General features: G+C 43.5%; 15 protein-coding genes. 13 read left to right on the top strand and 2 right to left on the bottom strand.

Going from position 1 to position 17,345, the window contains the following annotated elements; all coding sequences use genetic code 11:
- The first annotated feature begins 41 nt into the window (after positions 1-41).
- The 6 genes from yejB to QJS82_RS05850 all read left to right on the top strand — a co-directional run bounded on the left by yejB (position 42) and on the right by QJS82_RS05850 (position 6,263).
- Positions 42-1,109, top strand: a complete 1,068-nt coding sequence (gene yejB, locus QJS82_RS05875; protein ID WP_201564987.1) for a microcin C ABC transporter permease YejB — start codon at positions 42-44, stop codon at positions 1,107-1,109.
- Positions 1,109-2,191 carry an ABC transporter permease gene (locus QJS82_RS05870; RefSeq protein WP_281491558.1) on the top strand — a complete coding sequence of 361 codons (1,083 nt, stop codon included), beginning with the start codon at positions 1,109-1,111 and terminating at the stop codon, positions 2,189-2,191. The genes yejB and QJS82_RS05870 overlap by 1 nt, the downstream gene beginning before the upstream one ends.
- A gap of 1 nt (position 2,192) precedes the next feature.
- Positions 2,193-3,890: an ABC transporter ATP-binding protein gene (locus QJS82_RS05865; protein WP_281491557.1), complete on the top strand. Its 1,698-nt coding sequence runs from the start codon at positions 2,193-2,195 to the stop codon at positions 3,888-3,890.
- A gap of 34 nt (positions 3,891-3,924) precedes the next feature.
- Positions 3,925-4,284: a hypothetical protein gene (locus QJS82_RS05860; protein ID WP_201625481.1), complete on the top strand. Its 360-nt coding sequence runs from the start codon at positions 3,925-3,927 to the stop codon at positions 4,282-4,284.
- A 36-nt stretch (positions 4,285-4,320) separates the two neighbouring features.
- Positions 4,321-4,695, top strand: coding sequence for a hypothetical protein (locus QJS82_RS05855; RefSeq protein WP_281491556.1), 375 nt, complete (start codon positions 4,321-4,323; stop codon positions 4,693-4,695).
- A 245-nt stretch (positions 4,696-4,940) separates the two neighbouring features.
- Positions 4,941-6,263, top strand: coding sequence for an iron-containing alcohol dehydrogenase (locus QJS82_RS05850; protein WP_281491555.1), 1,323 nt, complete (start codon positions 4,941-4,943; stop codon positions 6,261-6,263).
- A gap of 124 nt (positions 6,264-6,387) precedes the next feature.
- Here QJS82_RS05850 and folE read toward each other — a convergent pair whose 3' ends face one another.
- Positions 6,388-6,984: a GTP cyclohydrolase I FolE gene (folE, locus tag QJS82_RS05845; RefSeq protein WP_281491554.1), complete on the bottom strand. Its 597-nt coding sequence runs from the start codon at positions 6,982-6,984 to the stop codon at positions 6,388-6,390.
- A 352-nt stretch (positions 6,985-7,336) separates the two neighbouring features.
- On the opposite strand from folE, the gene QJS82_RS05840 reads away from it, so the two are divergent.
- Both QJS82_RS05840 and QJS82_RS05835 read left to right on the top strand, forming a co-directional pair.
- Entirely contained in the window at positions 7,337-8,143 is an 807-nt protein-coding gene (locus QJS82_RS05840) for an enoyl-ACP reductase FabI (protein WP_068405263.1), read from the top strand.
- Between the two features lie 109 nt (positions 8,144-8,252).
- On the top strand, positions 8,253-8,951 hold the full coding sequence (locus QJS82_RS05835; RefSeq protein ID WP_201564990.1) for a YoaK family protein: 699 nt from the start codon (positions 8,253-8,255) through the stop codon (positions 8,949-8,951).
- Positions 8,952-9,000: 49 nt separating this feature from the next.
- Here the strand turns inward: QJS82_RS05835 and QJS82_RS05830 are convergent, their stop codons facing one another.
- Positions 9,001-9,162 carry a hypothetical protein gene (locus QJS82_RS05830; RefSeq protein WP_281491553.1) on the bottom strand — a complete coding sequence of 54 codons (162 nt, stop codon included), beginning with the start codon at positions 9,160-9,162 and terminating at the stop codon, positions 9,001-9,003.
- Between the two features lie 501 nt (positions 9,163-9,663).
- Here QJS82_RS05830 and QJS82_RS05825 point away from each other — a divergent pair.
- The 5 genes from QJS82_RS05825 to QJS82_RS05805 all read left to right on the top strand — a co-directional run bounded on the left by QJS82_RS05825 (position 9,664) and on the right by QJS82_RS05805 (position 17,281).
- Positions 9,664-11,085 carry an SLC13 family permease gene (locus QJS82_RS05825; RefSeq protein ID WP_281491552.1) on the top strand — a complete coding sequence of 474 codons (1,422 nt, stop codon included), beginning with the start codon at positions 9,664-9,666 and terminating at the stop codon, positions 11,083-11,085.
- A 172-nt stretch (positions 11,086-11,257) separates the two neighbouring features.
- Positions 11,258-11,848 carry a DUF1543 domain-containing protein gene (locus tag QJS82_RS05820; RefSeq protein WP_281491551.1) on the top strand — a complete coding sequence of 197 codons (591 nt, stop codon included), beginning with the start codon at positions 11,258-11,260 and terminating at the stop codon, positions 11,846-11,848.
- 13 nt (positions 11,849-11,861) lie between these two features.
- Complete coding sequence (locus QJS82_RS05815) at positions 11,862-12,167, top strand: hypothetical protein (protein ID WP_281491550.1); 306 nt, start codon at positions 11,862-11,864, stop codon at positions 12,165-12,167.
- Positions 12,168-12,386: 219 nt separating this feature from the next.
- A complete protein-coding gene (hrpA, locus tag QJS82_RS05810) occupies positions 12,387-16,736 on the top strand; it encodes an ATP-dependent RNA helicase HrpA (RefSeq protein ID WP_281491549.1) in 4,350 nt (1,449 codons plus the stop codon).
- A gap of 176 nt (positions 16,737-16,912) precedes the next feature.
- Complete coding sequence (locus QJS82_RS05805; RefSeq protein WP_281491548.1) at positions 16,913-17,281, top strand: hypothetical protein; 369 nt, start codon at positions 16,913-16,915, stop codon at positions 17,279-17,281.
- Positions 17,282-17,345: the final 64 nt, after the last annotated feature.

Below are 17,345 nucleotides of genomic sequence, written 5' to 3'. Positions count from 1 at the left end.
TGCTAAGTTGCCATATTTCTTTATTTTAGGAAGCCGCCATTATGGGTCGTTATATCTTAAAAAGGTTATTACTGATATTACCGACGCTATTTTTGATATTACTGGCGAACTTTGTCATTGTACAAGCAGCGCCGGGCGGTCCTGTTGAGCAGCAACTCGCGCTTATCGAGCAAAGCGCAAAGGACAGTGCGCTCGGCGGTAATCTTGGTGCGGGCAGTGCCGGTAATACTAGTACTTACCAAGGTACACGCGGTCTATCGGAGGAGATGGTAGCGGCAATCAATGCGCAATACGGCTTTGACAAATCAGCACCTGAGCGCTTTTGGCTAATGCTAAAAAATTATGCCAAGCTTGATTTTGGTGAGTCGTTTTTTAAAGGTCAGTCAGTAACCGACCTCATTATAGAAAAGTTGCCCGTCTCCATCTCACTTGGGCTTTGGAGCACGTTGCTGATTTATATGATAGCCATTCCACTGGGTGTTTATAAAGCCATGCATCATGGCTCAGGGATTGATAAAGCCACGGCGATGCTGCTTGCTATCGGCCATGCGATTCCCGTTTTTGTATTTGCCGTCATACTATTGGTGTTTTTCGCTGGTGGCAGCTACTGGAATATTTTCCCATTGCAAGGATTAACCTCTGAGAATTTCGATCAATTAAGCACGCTTGGTAAAGTGAAAGATTACTTTTGGCATCTGGCGCTACCGCTCCTAGCAAGTACCGTTGGCGGTTTTGCCGGCTTAACCTATTTGACCAAGTTTAGCTTTTTAGAGGAGCTTGGTAAGCAATATGTCCTTACCGCGCGAGCAAAAGGCTTGGGTGAGCGTCAAGTGCTATATGGACATGTGTTTCGTAATGCCATGCTGATTATTATCGCCGGTATTCCGGCGGCTATCGTTGGCATTTTCTTTGCCGGTAATTTTTTGATTGAAATTATTTTTAAACTTGATGGTTTGGGCTTGTTAGGTTTCGAAGCCATTCAGCAGCGTGATTACCCTGTGATATTTGGTACGCTGTTTATTTTTACCTTGGTAGGACTTTTATTACAGTTAATCAGTGATTTAAGTTATCACTTGATTGATCCTCGTATTGATTTTGAGGGGCGCTAATGTCAAGTCATCCATTATCTTCAACGCCCTCAACTGTCTCTTCTATTCCTATAGAAAAAAAACGCCGCCTAAATCCTATCTGGCAAGCGCGCCTAAACCGTTTTCGTCATAATCGCCTTGGTGTCATATCGCTGTTTATTTTTGCGCTGATATTCGTCATTTGTATGGCAGCCAATGTCATTGCCAATGACAAACCGCTACTGGTGCAGTATCAAGACAATTATTATTTCCCCGTACTAAAAGCCTATCCTGAAACGACTTTTGGCGGGGTGTTTGAGACCGAAACCAACTATAAAGATCCTGCGGTGCAAACGCTGATTGATGAGCAGGGCTTTTATATTATGCCGCCCATTCCCTTTGCCGATCAGACGCCAAACGTTGAGTTAGGTATTCCATACCCAGCCGCGCCGAATAGCCAGAACTGGCTTGGTACAGATGACTTAGGTCGCGATGTGCTGGCACGGATACTTTATGGGTTGCGGGTATCGTTATTGTTTGGACTGGCACTGACGCTCGCGGGCGCTTTGATTGGTATTATCGTCGGTGCGATACAAGGTTATTACGGTGGCTGGGTAGATTTAGCCGGGCAGCGCTTTATGGAAGTATGGGGCGGAATGCCGCAGCTGTTTATGATTATTATTTTGGTGAGCTTATTTAGCCCCAGTATCTTTATGCTGTTTGCCATGATGTTGTTATTCGGCTGGATGGGGTTGGTCGGTTTGGTACGGGCGGAGTTTTTACGTGCGCGTAACTTTGATTATGTCCGTGCTGCTCGTAACCTTGGGGTGTCAGACAGTCAAATCATGCTCAGGCATATCTTACCCAACGCCTTAGCTTCAAGCTTGTCACAACTGCCGTTTATTTTAACGGCTAATATTATTGCTTTAACAGCGTTAGACTTTTTAGGATATGGTTTACCGCCTGGTTCACCGTCGCTCGGTGAGCTGATGGTACAAGGGAAAAACAACCTTGATGCCCCATGGCTTGCGCTATCTGGATTCTTTAGCTTAACCTTTATCTTATCATTGCTAATTTTCGTTGGCGAAGCGCTACGTGATGCCTTTGATCCGAGGCGCTCCTGATATGACAACTGAGAAGATGATAACCGCTAATATGACAACTGCTACTAAGCAAAAAAATAGTTTAAATGACAATAATAGCAATGCCCAAAGCAAGCTCATGCTGACAGTAGATAAGCTTAGTATTGCCAACACTCTTGGCGTGCCTTTAGTCGATAAGCTATCGTATGAGCTGCGGCAAGGACAAACACTTGCCATAGTTGGTGAGTCGGGCTCTGGTAAGTCGATTGCCAGTCTTGCGCTATTGGGTTTGCTACCGGACAGTTTGACCGTGACCGGTGAGGTAAAGCTAGCAAACTCCACAGGCATGAGCGCGCTGCCAATAGCCAATGAAAAAGGGCGTAATGCGGCGCTGCGCTCTATTCGTGGTCAGCGTATCGGTATGGTGTTTCAAGAGCCGATGACGGCGCTTAATCCACTACATACAGTCGGCAAACAAATTGCTGAATCATTGCATCTCAGCGGCGTAGCCAAAAAGCAATGGCGCGAAAAAAGTATCGCCTTGTTAAATGATGTCAATATCAACGACCCTGCTGATAAGCTAAATCGCTATCCGCATGAATTATCGGGCGGTCAACGTCAGCGAGTCATGATTGCCATGGCATTGGCGCAGCAACCTGATATTTTAATCGCTGATGAACCGACTACTGCGCTTGATGTAACCTTGCAACATGAGATTCTTGAGCTGTTAGATAACCTTAAGCGTCAGCATAATATGGCAATGATATTAATCAGCCATGATCTCAATCTGGTCAGGCGCTATAGCGATGACGTCATCGTCATGCGCCAAGGACACACTATTGAGCAAGGGCAAACGGCAGCAGTATTTAGCCAGCCTAAAGCGGAATATACCCGCTCACTTATCAAGCAAGACTTTGGTCAGGCGCTAAGCTTATTCGCTGAGAGCAGTGAGCAACCAACCGTATTGCAGGTAAGTAATTTACAAGTACAATTTCCTATTGAAAAAAGTTTGTTTGGCGGTACCAAACGCTGGTTTGATGCGGTAAAAGATGTCGATATGACCCTACAGAAAGGGCAGGCATTAGGTATCGTTGGTGAGTCAGGTTCTGGGAAAACCACGATTGCCCTTGCGCTAAGCCAATTACTCAGCAATCAAGCGCGTGTCAGTGGTCAGATAATGGTCAATGGACAAGATATTACAGCATTGTCCAAACGTGAGCTACGCACCTTCCGTTCGCAAATTCAAATGGTATTTCAAGATCCCTTTGCCAGTATTAACCCTCGCATGACGGTCATGCAAATCGTCGCAGAAGGGCTGTTAGTACAAGGTGTCAATAAAGCAGAACGTCAACAAGCGGTGATGGATAGTTTGGTGACTGTGCATCTACCAGCTGATTTTGCGCAGCGTTATCCGCATGAGCTATCAGGTGGACAGCGTCAGCGCGTGGCGCTTGCCCGTGCACTCATTATGCGACCAAGTCTGTTGATATTGGATGAGCCGACGTCCGCGCTTGATAGCACCACGCAAGTCACTGTGGTCAGCTTGCTACGTGAGATTCAAGAAAAATTGCAAGTCAGCTATGTGTTTATCAGCCACGATTTAAAAGTAGTCCGTGCCTTATGTCAGCATATGATGGTGATAAAAGATGGTGTGTGTATTGAGTCGGGTCGTAGCGAAGATGTGTTTAATAATCCCCAGCACCCGTATGCGCAGCAATTATTGCAGGCGAGTTTGTTATAACAATAAACGCTATCAATTATTATAAGTAAAAATCATGAGAAAATTATGCTTGATGCTTTTATCTAGCGCTCTATTACTTATTGGCTGTTCGGAGAATTCAACCGTAGCTGAAACACAAGACAAATATGCCATTGGCGATCTTGGTGGCGTTTCTGTAAATCTACCTAGAGAATTTGTCGAATTGATTGAATATGATGGGGATCCTAGTTGGGGAGAGAAGATCGTGGGCAAAAAGCCTGAACGAACCTATCAATCTAAAATCAATAGTCTTGGCTTTGATATTCGCTATACCGATAAAACTCTACTAGATGGTCCTTTTGGTAAGCTAGCAGACATATATCATCAAGAAAAAAAGCTACCAGAAAATCCGTGGGTCTCAGTCGGTATCAATTAAGGTGATCGCTATTATGGTTCCAAAGGTATCGATCGCATGGGTAAAGGTAAGATTAATCCTACCTACGAGGTTACCCCTAGACATCGATATGAAAAATTGCCTGAAAAACAGTATGGTTTAGAAGTCTACTCCCCGCCAGGTATAGACCCAAAGACCAACAAACCATGGCGTGAAGATAGATTTGCAGAGGATGTTTTTATAAAGCGAGATGGTAACGGTACGATAGTGACTTATATAAGGTGTACTAATCGACAGGTTATACGTCCTCCTTGTACTCAGTATTTTGACTTAGAACCTGCTATGCAGCTAGATGTCTATGCCAGTTATTCACGGTGGAACTTAGCGGACTGGCAACGCATTCAACAAGTCGCTACTGAGGCTATTTTAAGTTTTCGTAAAGAAAAAAGTTGATAGCTGATTTTCTTTGTATAAGTAAAGATGCGACGCTAAATAACCAGAACATAGCAGTTCATAATAATCATGACATCCTAAAAATGGCGGTGGTACAATAAGTTTAAACAGTAGTTTAGAGTAGCTAGGCACTGACACAGCACTTTTATTTTAAAAGTATTCTTATTTTGACAGCGGTGATGAATCACTGCTTTAAGTTGTCGCTATTGCTAGTATTAGCATCATTAAAAAGGATTTTTATACCCATGAAAAAACAAAATACTATTTCTAAATTGGTAAACAGTACGGGCTTACAACACGCCGGTTATTTGGCGGTTGCCAAGACGCGTGCTAAAGTGCTAAAAGCCTTTGCGTACGTTGTACCTATCAGAAGACCTATGTTATTCGTCGGTGAGACCTCTTGTGAGGATCTGTGCGACATGCTCATCAATGAAGGCAATACCAACGTTTTTATCGTTACTGACGCGGTATTAAACAAGCTTGGTATTCCTGCGAAAGTCACTGACTACCTAGATAGCAAAAACATCAGCTATAAAGTCTACGATGGCATTACTCCAGATCCTACTTTTAAAGTCGTCGAAGAAGGACTACGTAAGTCTGTCGACGCTAAGTGCGACTCAATTATTGCTATTGGTGGTGGTTCGGTCATTGATGCTGCTAAAATGATTGCCATGTCACAAGGCAATAACTGCAAGCCAAAACAGCTTATCGGTATCTTGAAAGCTAGAAAGCCTTCGGTTCCGCTTTATTGTATTCCGACCACCGCTGGCACGGGCTCAGAAGCTACTTTGGGTGCGGTAGTATCAGATGATAAAACTCATCAAAAAGCCTTATCTATCGACCCAAGAATGGTGCCATTAGCCGCGGCTATTGATCCAGTTATTATGAAAGGCATGCCGGCGCATATCACAGCCGATACAGGTATCGATGTCTTAACGCATGCCTTAGAAGCTTGGATGAGTGCCAATGCCAGCGTCGAGACCGACTACTATGCGGCGTCTGCAGTTAAATCTGTGATGCAAAACTTACCCCTAGTTTATAAAGATGGCGGCAATCTTAAAGCCCGTGAAGAGATGGGTATTGCCGCTCATTACGGCGGTATCGCCTTTAATAAAGCTGGTCTTGGCTACGTCCATGCCATCGCTCACCAGTTAGGAGCGCATTATAGTATTCCTCATGGTCGCGCCAATGCCATCGTGCTGCCGTATGTGCTTGACGTCAATCGTAAAGGCAGCAAGAAAAGACTGGCAGAGTTGGCTCGTAAAACCGGTATGGTAAAATCGGGTCAAGCTAACAAGAGCGATAGCGACATTGCCGATCATCTCATCGCGCAAGTACGCGAATTGATTGCTACCTTAAATATCGATCCAACCGTTAAAGGCATGCAAAGCAGTGATTTTGATAACATTGCCAAAGCCGCGGCTAAAGAAGTCAGCGATACTTATGCGGTACCGACTTATCTGTCTGCAGCTGAAATCAAGGCTATTTTAACTAAGATTCAGCAAGCCAGTGATGAGCACGCAAGTCGTGACTCAAAAAGTGACTCAAAAAATGATAAGGTGGCTTAATAGCTCTCATTAACAATCTCTAATTAACAACCTTTATAAATAAAAAAGAGCATATTGCTAATATGGCAATATGCTCTTTTTTTTGACTTTTATTTCTGTTGCTGGTTTTTATCTTGATTGATATTTAAAAAGCAGGTTTCCGCTTTGGCACCGCATCTAAAAATTCATTACGTGCTTGATTGTCGTATACGTATTCGCCCAGCATCGCTGTACTGCGCGTGGTTGAATGCTGTTTATTCACGCCGCGCATCATCATGCACATGTGCGCTGCATCCATGACTACTGCCACACCGCGGCAACCCGTCACATCCATAATCGTTTGTGCCACTTGTTCGCTTAAATTCTCTTGAATTTGCAAACGACGGGCAAACATATCGACGATACGAGCGAATTTTGACAGCCCTAATACGTGACCATTCGGCAAGTAGCCGATGTGCGCGACGCCATGAAACGGCAACATATGATGCTCACATAATGAATAAAATTCAATGTTTTGCACCAAGACCAATTCACGATTGGTCGATGGGAATACCGCGCCATTGACGACTTCATCCAAGCTTTGATGATAACCCTTAGTCAAATGCGCAAACGCTTTTGCTGCACGCGTTGGGGTGTCTTGCAAGCCGGGACGCTCTAAGTTTTCGCCAGTTGAGGTGATTAGCTGACGATAAGATTCGACACTTTCTTGAAAATCTGATGCTAGTGTTGGGGTATTGCTCATAAGTTTGGCAGCCATCCAAAATGTGGGTGTAGCTTAACGCTAAATCCTTGGTTACAAACAACGGTTGTAACGGATTTTTATAAAAATTGTGCAAGCTGGGAGGGCTGTGATTATACTTGAAATCCACTCAACTTCATACTGCTGTGGTCAGTAGATAATCGTTTTATCCATATTAGATGGTACTATTAAAAGAGAAGGGTGTTCATACAGTGTAAGTAAATAAAGTATACGAGTGTTTACTTAAATTAATTCGTGTATAATAAGTCATCTTTTAACTTGTGCTTTTACTCGCTATTTGTGAGCGAGCTATTAAAAATAATCTATCATTTCAATCGATTTACAGGGAAATATTATGCTACTACAAGGACAACGCTTTGTCGTCACTGGCATCGCAAGCAAGCTTTCTATCGCTTGGGCAATCGCTGAAGCCCTACATCGTGAAGGCGCGTCGTTAATTCTCACTTATCCAAACGATAAAATTAAAAAACGGGTCGATATGGCCGCAGAAGCCTTTGAAGCTGACTTGGTACTTGAGTGTGATGTGGCATCGGATGAGTCGATTGCGGCATGTTTTGAGCAAGTGACCGCGCATTGGGGCGATGGTATTGATGGCGTGGTACACGCGATTGGCTTTGCACCGATGGATCAATTGGATGGTGATTTTGTCAATGCCACCACTCGTGAAGGCAGCCAAATTGCCCATGATATCTCAAGCTATAGCTTTGTAGCATTGGCCAAAGAAGCGCGTGCTTTGTTGGCCATGCGCCATGGTTCTATGCTGACCTTGACTTATGAAGGTAGTATTTCAGTATTGCCAAATTACAACGTTATGGGCATGGCAAAGGCCAGTTTAGAGGCCAGCGTTCGCTACCTTGCCACTTCGATGGGCGGTGAAGGTATCCGTGTGAACGCCATTTCTGCTGGCCCTATCCGTACCCTTGCGGCAAGCGGCATCAAATCGTTCCGTAAAATGCTTGATATCAGTGAAAAAATCGCTCCGCTACAGCGTAATATTACTCAGACTGAAGTCGGTAATGCGGCGCTTTTCTTGTTATCACCTTGGGCATCTGGTATCACCGGTGAGATTATGTTTGTGGACGCAGGTTTTAATACCGTTGCCATCAGTGAGCAATTAATGATGCTTGATGAGACAAAATAATTGTTTTAATTAAGGGTAATATGAGTTAAGACTTAAGGAAGGCAGCCAATTGGCTGTCTTTTTTGGTTATAATAGGGGCTTTTTGGTAATAAGCCATAAAGCGACGAATATGATAACCAAATTACCAGGATGGATATTGTGGGGCGGCGCTGTGCTGGCATTCAGTGCAGGCTGCGTCAATACAGCCGCATTAATGGGCTTTACTAATTTATCTGTCTCGCATGTGACGGGTAACGTTAGCTTATTTTCAGCCGCGATTGCCCATTTAGACGGCCGCAGTATTTTATATATCGGTGCGCTACTGCTGTCTTTTTTGGCAGGGGCGGTATTGAGCGGCTATGTGATTGGTCAACGGTCATTAAAATTAGGTCGGCGTTACGGCACGGCGCTTTATATTGAAGCGGCGTTGTTATTAATGAGCTACTGGTTATATCAACAGCATGATTATTTAGGGCAGTTGGCGGCGGCAATGGCGTGCGGGTTGCAGAATGCGATGGTCGCCACTTATAGCGGGGCTGTTATTCGCACCACGCATTTGACCGGTCTAACGTCTGATATGGGCGCTGCAATCGGCAATTGGTTGGCTGGTCGTCGTATCAGTAAGCCGACACTGGGCTTTCAGGCAATTATTTGGTACAGCTTTAGCGGTGGCGGGGCAGTCGGGGCATTTTTATATGCCAAAGTCGGCTATGGGGCGTTATTTGTCCCTATCACTATTGTTTTGTGCGCGGCATTTATTTATAACTATGTGTCAGATCGTCTGCCAGAAAAAAGACAGCCGAGACGCAAAAAGCACCCATCTACTTGATGGGCGCTTTTTATTTTAATGTTATTACTTAAATAAGCTTAAAGATAAATTATTTCTCGTCTTCTTCGTGACTTTCATGTTCATGCAAACCTTGCATCATATCCAGTGCAGAGTCATCAGTGCGCTGTTGGTCTTTTTTGGCTAAGCCATCTTGGTTGATGTCTTTTGGTGCCATTTTAGTGGTCGAGTCGGTTTTATTTGAGTCTGTCATAAAGTACTCCTAATTATTTTTATCAACTTCCAATAAAAAACGTTATAAGAATTTAATAAGTAACGTTTATTGGTGTTTGGTTTTATAGCGACTTATTTAGTATGGGATAGCAGCATGTGCTTGTACATATACAGTGTACGCTTGTTTAGTGACGATGTGTAACGGCACCTCACACGGGTTAATGCTTGATAAGGCTAATTAACTATAAGGGTTTAAAAGGACTTCAGCTAACAGAAAAATTTATCTTGGCAACGTATTGTTTAAGGTGCATTCATTTTAGTTTATTAAAAATCACAATGCATTGAAGTCAATTTTTTAGCTTTGATATGACCATATCTATTGCAAATTTAATAACCGCTTTGTTACATCAGTTTTTTGTTATATATCTGTTATGATGTCGGCGTCTTTTTAGTGGTTGCCGATGAATGAATGGCAAATCGCTAAAATGCATCTTTATTTTAGCGTCTTTTTACACCGTCTTTGGGAAAATAAGGACATTTTATGTCAGAGCAAAAACTAGATAGCCATCTTCCGGATGATGGCAACGAGTACTTATTTACCGATACCTTTCCAAAAGGTACCGGTAAAGGACTGATAGTGGTCGCCATTGCGGCGGTTATCAGTATGATTATTTATAATGTGTTGCCGTACGATATCAATGCCAATAAAGGCCTTGCGATGTTGTTCTTTATCGGCGTGTTATGGTTGACGGAAGCGGTGCATGTGACCATTACAGCGATATTGGTCGTTGTCATAGGGGCACTTATTGGTTTGCCTGACTTCGATGCTGCAATCGGTTTACAGAGCTTTGCCAACCCAATCATTTATTTGTTCTTTGGTGGTTTTGCGTTAGCGGCAGCGTTGCACGTACAGCAGTTAGATAGAAAGATTGCGCTCAAGATTCTATCAATGTCAGGCGGCAATCTGAGAAACGCGGTATTCTTAATATTTGGGGTGACAGCGTTTTTATCGATGTGGATATCGAACACGGCTACTGCAGCGATGATGCTGCCATTAGCACTGGGTATTTTAACGCAGGTTGATCGCGAAAAAGACCGTGGTACCTTTGTATTCGTACTATTAGGTATTGCTTATTCTGCCAGCCTTGGTGGTTTGGGTACGATTGTTGGTTCACCGCCAAACGCTATCGCGGCAAAGGCGCTCAACATTGCCTTTGTGGACTGGATGAAGTTTGGTATTCCAATGATGTTAGTGCTGTTGCCATTATTGCTTGGTGCAATGTATTTATTTCTCAAGCCCAATCTTAATCGTCAGGTAACACTGAACGAAGATGAGCCTATTGCATGGAATAAGCCACGTGTGCTGACGATTACTGTCTTTATCGTTACCGCATTGAGCTGGATATTCTCTAAACAAATCGGTGCAGCATTGAATGTCGAGGATATTGACTCCATTGTCGCTCTATTAGCGGCATCAGCAGTGGTTAGCTTGGGTTTAGTGTCATGGAAGCAAGTGTCTGACAATACTGACTGGGGCGTACTCATGTTGTTCGGTGGTGGTATTGCACTTTCAACCGTTCTAAAAGTCTCAGGAGCATCTTTGGTTCTTGGTCAAACCGTTGCCAATGGACTATCAGCTGCACCGCTTATCGTAGTCGTACTTGCAGTCTCGGCATTTATTATCTTCTTAACAGAGTTTGCCTCTAATACCGCATCTGCGGCCTTGTTAGTGCCTGTCTTTGCTGCTATTGCTGAGCAAATGGGTTTGCCACCTGCAGTACTAGTAATGATTATCGGTATCGGTGCTTCTTGTGCCTTTATGCTCCCTGTTGCGACTCCGCCAAACGCCATTGTCTTTGGTACGGGTCTGATTAAGCAAACAGAGATGATACGTGTGGGTGTTATCCTTAATATCATTGCTACCTTTGTCGTCGGACTGTGGGCTTATTTCTTCTTAATATAACCTCGCAATCAAGTTCATCATAACTCCTAAAACCCGATGTTTAAGCGCTTAAACATTGGGTTTTTTTATTTCTTTTTATTTGCAATGACTATATAACTAGAGCGTGCTATCGTTTTAAAGTGAGGATATGCTCTAACCATAAGTTTTATATACCTAATAAGGACTACATAACATGCTAACACTGTTTATGGTGCAACTTGGTGGTCGCCCTAAAGGTCGTTTGATTGAGCAGCACGATATATTTTTTGGCGTGGCCAATGAAGTCAGCGAGTTGATAGACGATATCAATCAGCATTGGCCTGAAGTCAGAAATAAATGGCATATTGATTCGTACCGAGCGATTAGCAAAGTCGATAATTATGCGATTAAATTGGTCGAATCAAGCAGCCAATTAGAGAGTGCCAACGATTTAAAGCTATTCTTTATCAACTTAGGTGGTTATCAGCAGGGCAGTTTTGAGGAGTTTCATCACAAGCTACTTATCGTTGCTGCTACTCAAGCGGATGCCATTAAACAAGCCAAACAAAGTCAATTCTACAAACAGTTCACCTATAAAGATAAAGACTCCACTTTTAACGCAGCCTCGCATATTGATGATAAGTTTGAAGTAGATATCGATGATATTTATAACGTCAATAACCTTATTTCAAACGTTCAGCTGTTAATTGAGCCTATGGCTAATGATAGTCATGAGCTTGTGAATGCTGATGATAAAGAGTACGTTGGTTATCTGAGTATCAAGAATTTAGGGAAATTAGCATAATATGGCTTTAAATATGTATTTTAAAAACGGCATCATTCGCAAAACGCGTTGCCAGATACCTGATGAGTTATTGACCACGCTTTATCAGGTTCATAATAATGCCAATTTTCCGCAATTGACGTGGTTAATTGATAATCTTTATGAAAATCCGCAGATTCAGCCTGACGTCGCTAAGTCATTAGCTGATGAGGTGGTCGCGTTTGAGAGATTAATACTTTCGTTGCACCTGCCTTTTCCTATGGTGCCATTGCAAAAGCTCCATACCTTCTTTACGGGAGCTGCGACTAATCGACAGCTCATTTATACCAGTAACGCTTAATTTTACTCTTTTGGCCGTTTTTATTAGTTTTAGGGCGTGCTTGATGGCTTAACCGTGGGCATGAAAAGAGCTATTACATTATCAATGCCATCAAAGCTAGGGCTCTCAAAACTGATAAAAGATTTCAATGTGTCAACCAAGCACTATAACCATCTTGAATCATGCCCAAATTACCCCCATAATCTAACCACTTCCAAATAATAAATAGCCTAAGTAAATATGCCCAATACTTCTAAGAATGTCTCAGAAATGCCTACTGAAAACACCGCCAATGAACTAAGCTCCAATGAACGAAACACCAGTGCCTTTAGCTCCAATCAGTCAAGTAATGAATCAAGTAAAGTTGCAAACTTAGATAATGATGACTCAAATATCACGGCAAACAGTGATAGTACGTCTTCGCAAGCTAAGGTTGCTGCTGATTTACCCGTGCTGGCAAAAGATAGCTATTTTCTTAGCCGCTTAGAGGGTGAGCTGGCGCGGGCTGCTGTGGCTAACAATAAGAGAGATAAAAAGGATTCTGATAATAAAGCAGAAGATGGGCTAGCTAAAAAACGTGCCCAATATGACAAGATAAAAACCCGCTCACAGCAAGCGGTGCAGGCACGTATGGATAGCATTCCAGACAAATTGGCTGAAAAGCTGAATCTTGATTTGCCTGTAAGCCAACGTGCTGACGATTTAATCCAAGCTATTATTGATAACCAAGTGATTATTGTCGCAGGCGAGACGGGCTCTGGTAAGACTACCCAATTGCCGAAATTGGCAATGCTGGCAGGGCGCGGTATTACTGGACAGATAGGGCATACCCAGCCAAGGCGACTAGCGGCTAGAAGTGTGGCAAACCGTATCGCTGAAGAATTGGGCGAGCAGCTTGGCAATACTGTCAGTTTTAAAATTCGTTTTAATGAGCAAGGGTCAGCGCAATCAGTTGTTAAGCTCATGACCGATGGTATCTTATTGGCTGAATTGGGTCATGATCGATTTTTAAGTAAATACGACACCATCATTATTGATGAAGCGCATGAGCGTAGCTTAAACATTGATTTTATTATGGGTTATCTAAAAAAACTACTGCCCAAACGCCCCGATTTAAAAGTCATTATTACCTCAGCGACGCTTGATACCAAACGCTTTAGCGAATACTTTAGCCGTTATGATAATAAGCTCAAGCGTAACGTCCCTGCGCCGATTTTTAATGTTGAAGGCCGTAGTTTTCCAGTAGAAGTTCGTTATCGTCCGCTCACTGATGAGCCGGTGAATAGCTCGGATGATGACAGCTACGACGACTTTGAAGAGAATCTACCGCGTGCGGTGGTTGCCGCAGTTGAAGAATGCTTTAGCGATGCACAAAATAAAGGTCATGCTGACCAAGCGGATATCTTAATATTTGCCGCCACTGAAGCAGAGATTCGTGAGCTCCAAGACGTGCTTGAACGTCATGGACCCAAGCATACCGAAGTACTGCCACTATTTGCACGGCAGACTTATGAAGAGCAGCAGCGTATTTTTCAACCCTCAGGTCGCGGTCGGCGTATCGTTATTGCCACCAACGTTGCTGAGACTGCATTGACTGTACCCGGCATTCGCTATGTCATTGACTTAGGCTTTGCACGGATTTCGCGTTATTCTTATCGCTCACGCGTACAGCGTCTACCGATTGAAGCCATCTCGCAAGCCGCTGCCAATCAGCGTAAAGGCCGTTGTGGTCGGGTCGCGCCAGGTGTTTGTATTCGTCTGTATAGTGAAGAAGATTTCACAGGTCGTCCTGAATTTACGGAACCTGAAATTTTACGCACTAACTTGGCATCTGTTATTTTACAGATGGCAAACCTGCGCTTAGGTAGTGTGGATGATTTTGCCTTTATTGAGCCACCTGATAGCCGCTTGGTCACTGATGGTCATAAATTGCTCGATGAGTTAGGGGCGATTACGTCTAAAGATCAAGCAACTTCTACTAAGCAAACCAACAAGCCAAAACCAAAAAAAGGTCTCGATCATCTACGTCTGACATCTACTGGTCAAAAGATGGCACGTATGCCGATCGATCCAAGGCTGGCGCGTATGCTGGTTGCTGGTTCTGACTTTGATTGTATTCGAGAAATGCTTATCGTTGTGGCAGCGCTTGCCGTACAAGATCCGCGTGAACGTCCAGCCAATAAACGTCAGCAAGCCGATCAAAAGCATGCGGAGTTTCGTCAAGATGATTCCGACTTTTTATTCTATTTAAGTCTGTGGAAAGCACTGTTTGAAAAAGATGAAGACGGCAATAAGCTGTCTGGTAATCAGCGTAAGAATTTTACCAAGAAAAACTATCTGAGCTTCCCGCGTGTCCGTGAATGGAACCAAACCCATCGCCAGCTGGTACAAATGGTGACCGAGCTTAAGCTGACGGATGTTAAGGATGCAAAAACTGCTGATAAAGGTAGTAATAAAAAGGCTTCGTTAGAGAACGTTACGAGCGATCCTACTGCGATTGAAGATGAAGAACTCAAAGCCGTTAAATATGCCAATTTACATCGCGCATTACTAACAGGATTATTGTCTACGATTGCGCATAAGACCGAAAATCGTGGTGAGTATCTTGCTGCGCGCCAGCAAAAAGCTAAAATCTTCCCAGCCAGTACGGTGTTTAAACAAGTACCGCCTTGGGTCATGGCTTTTGAAGTGGTTGAAACCTCGCAAGTGTTTATGCGCACCGTTGCCAAAATTGAGCCGGAATGGATTATCTCGGCGGCAGGTGACTTATTAAAATATCACTACTTTGAGCCGCATTGGTCGAAGAAGACGGGGCGCGTTAAAGCCTATGCGCAGATTAGTTTATTTGGTCTGATTATTATCAGTAAACAGCTGACCAACTATGAGCAAGTCAACTTAGCTGAGTCGCGGGAAATCTTTATCCGTGATGGTTTGGTGACTGGTAATTTAGGTCGGCAAGCGCCATTTTTACAGCATAATATGGATAAAATCGCTGATATTGAACGCATTGAAGACAAATTGCGTCGCCGTGATTTATTGGTTGATGAAGAAGCGCTGTATCAGTTTTATGATAAAAAAATCCCCGAACATATTGCCAGCCGCAAAGCGTTTGAGGATTGGCGTGCCGAAGTAGAGAAAAATGATGCGAATCATCTATTCTTTACCGATGATGACGTGCTTAATAGCCAAGCGCCAACCACAGGCGATTTCCCAGAAGTGTGGAAATTGGGTGATTTAAAATTACCGCTACGCTATGTCTTTGATCCGTCAAGTGATGATGATGGCGTGACCATTCGTGTGCCACTGGTGGCGCTACCACAGCTCGATGCGATTGAGCTATTGTGGGGCGTGCCCGGTTGGCGCTATGAGCTGGTATTACAATTGCTCAAGTCATTGCCGAAAGACATTCGCCGTCAAATTGTACCGATTCCTGACACCGCCGATAGCTTGTTTGGTGAATTGCAGCCCGCTGGTGGTCAAGGACTGCTTAAGCAGCTTTGCCAAGCCCTAAATCGTCGCGGTATTATGTCGGTGACACCAGATAGCTTTAACCCTGCTAGTATTGATCGCTATTTGCAGCCGCAAATCTGCGTTGTTGATGACAAAAACCGCATTATCGAAAAAGGTCGTGACCTGCAAACGCTGCAAATTCGCCATGCTAGTGAAACCCGCCAAGCGGTGAATGAGCAGCAAGGCACACACACCGAATTCCCTGAGCATTTTGCCTTTAGCAAAAACCATCATAGTGCAGGCGTGGTGATGAAGCAGTTTGCTGCCTTGGTCGCAGACGCGTCAGGTGAAGCGGTATCGATTCATCAATATACCGATGTCAATGCGGCGTTGCAGGCGCACCGTATCGGGGTTTTAACTTTAATTAAAGGTAAGCTTGGCGCTAAGAAAAAACAGCTGACCAGTCAAATCGATAAGATATTCAAATTGGCCTTTGCGCCACTTGGGGATATGGAGAAGCTAAAAACCATCGTTATCGATGCGGCATTGGATGCGGCGCTTGAAGAGCATTATGTGTTATTTGATCATAGTGCTGATTTACCTGAAAGTGCTGATGATACTGCCATAGCCCTTGCTGAAGAATTGCCTTTCACGCCAGAAGAGTATGAAAAAACCTTGGAAGTAGTGGCGGGCCACTTCCTATTAACCGGTCAAAACGTGATAAAAACGCTTAAAAATGTCTACACCCGTTGGCAGCGTATCCGTCAGAGTTTACTCATGCTTGATAGAGAAATATTTGGCGAGTCTATCGACGATATCGAAGATCAGCTAGAGGACTTGCAATTGGCTGACTTTGTTTATCGCATGGATTATAGCCATTGGCAGCAGTATCCACGCTATCTGGAGGCGCTGGAGATTCGTATCGAACGCCTTGAGCATAATATTGAATCTGACCTTGAAGGTGTCTATGCCCTTGATGTGCACATGGAGCGGCTAGCAAACCGTGCCAACGATAAAGCCATCAGCGAGTATCGCTGGATGGTTGAGGAATATCGCATTCAGCTATTTGCGCAGCCGATGAAAACCCGCATGGCGGTATCGCCGAAGCGTCTAAGCAAGATATGGGATAAGATGAGTTAAGGCTCGATTTGAGCTTTAAAAGTTGTTAATTGACAACCTATGACAATTATCTTGTATAGCTCTTCATTCTAATCGATAATATTTGATTAAAATGAAGAGCTATTATTGTTTTACACCAAATTTTTCTGGGCTTTACACAATAGATTGATGTAATTTTTTTAGCAGGATAAAAAATAATGATTAAATTTAGACTGATAATATTAGGATTTGCATCAACTATATTTATTATTACGGGCTGTGATGAAACACAAGCCAGTAATAATAAAAACGTGAAGGAATTGACGCCAACAAGCGTGCAAAAAGAAGTGCAGTTACGGGGCGACTTCAAAAGAAGCTTTGAGGTTTATGAGTTGGCCTCTAATGACATCACTTACTACGTGTCAGATCCAAAGCAATTATTAATGAAAGATTCGAAGAGTGTCAATCAAAAAGGCTATTACAAATATTTCGAAACTTGCGTCGTTGGCAAAATCAGTTCTATTGGTAAATATGGCCCTCTAGGCAAATATCAAAATCAAATAACTGTCCGTGAAATTTGCGTGTAGTTTTGATAGTGCAAGTTATTGAATGGATGCACCTTCCAACTCTAAGTAACTAACCCTCATTATC

The organism is Psychrobacter maritimus (assembly GCF_029953575.1).
GTDB classification, from domain to species: Bacteria; Pseudomonadota; Gammaproteobacteria; order Pseudomonadales; family Moraxellaceae; genus Psychrobacter; species Psychrobacter maritimus.
The sequence above is the reverse complement of the archived record's forward strand: the minus strand, read 5'-3'. Positions and strand labels throughout refer to the sequence as shown.

Coding starts and splice junctions, on each gene's coding strand:
- QJS82_RS05865 (WP_281491557.1), top strand. CDS start 2,193: ATGACAACTGAGAAGATGATAACCGCTAATATGACAACTGCTACTAAG.
- QJS82_RS05850 (WP_281491555.1), top strand. CDS start 4,941: ATGAAAAAACAAAATACTATTTCTAAATTGGTAAACAGTACGGGCTTA.
- folE (WP_281491554.1), bottom strand. CDS start 6,984: ATGAGCAATACCCCAACACTAGCATCAGATTTTCAAGAAAGTGTCGAA.
- QJS82_RS05840 (WP_068405263.1), top strand. CDS start 7,337: ATGCTACTACAAGGACAACGCTTTGTCGTCACTGGCATCGCAAGCAAG.
- QJS82_RS05825 (WP_281491552.1), top strand. CDS start 9,664: ATGTCAGAGCAAAAACTAGATAGCCATCTTCCGGATGATGGCAACGAG.
- hrpA (WP_281491549.1), top strand. CDS start 12,387: ATGCCCAATACTTCTAAGAATGTCTCAGAAATGCCTACTGAAAACACC.
- yejB (WP_201564987.1), top strand. CDS start 42: ATGGGTCGTTATATCTTAAAAAGGTTATTACTGATATTACCGACGCTA.
- QJS82_RS05820 (WP_281491551.1), top strand. CDS start 11,258: ATGCTAACACTGTTTATGGTGCAACTTGGTGGTCGCCCTAAAGGTCGT.
- QJS82_RS05815 (WP_281491550.1), top strand. CDS start 11,862: ATGTATTTTAAAAACGGCATCATTCGCAAAACGCGTTGCCAGATACCT.
- QJS82_RS05835 (WP_201564990.1), top strand. CDS start 8,253: ATGATAACCAAATTACCAGGATGGATATTGTGGGGCGGCGCTGTGCTG.
- QJS82_RS05855 (WP_281491556.1), top strand. CDS start 4,321: ATGGGTAAAGGTAAGATTAATCCTACCTACGAGGTTACCCCTAGACAT.
- QJS82_RS05870 (WP_281491558.1), top strand. CDS start 1,109: ATGTCAAGTCATCCATTATCTTCAACGCCCTCAACTGTCTCTTCTATT.
- QJS82_RS05830 (WP_281491553.1), bottom strand. CDS start 9,162: ATGACAGACTCAAATAAAACCGACTCGACCACTAAAATGGCACCAAAA.
- QJS82_RS05805 (WP_281491548.1), top strand. CDS start 16,913: ATGATTAAATTTAGACTGATAATATTAGGATTTGCATCAACTATATTT.
- QJS82_RS05860 (WP_201625481.1), top strand. CDS start 3,925: ATGAGAAAATTATGCTTGATGCTTTTATCTAGCGCTCTATTACTTATT.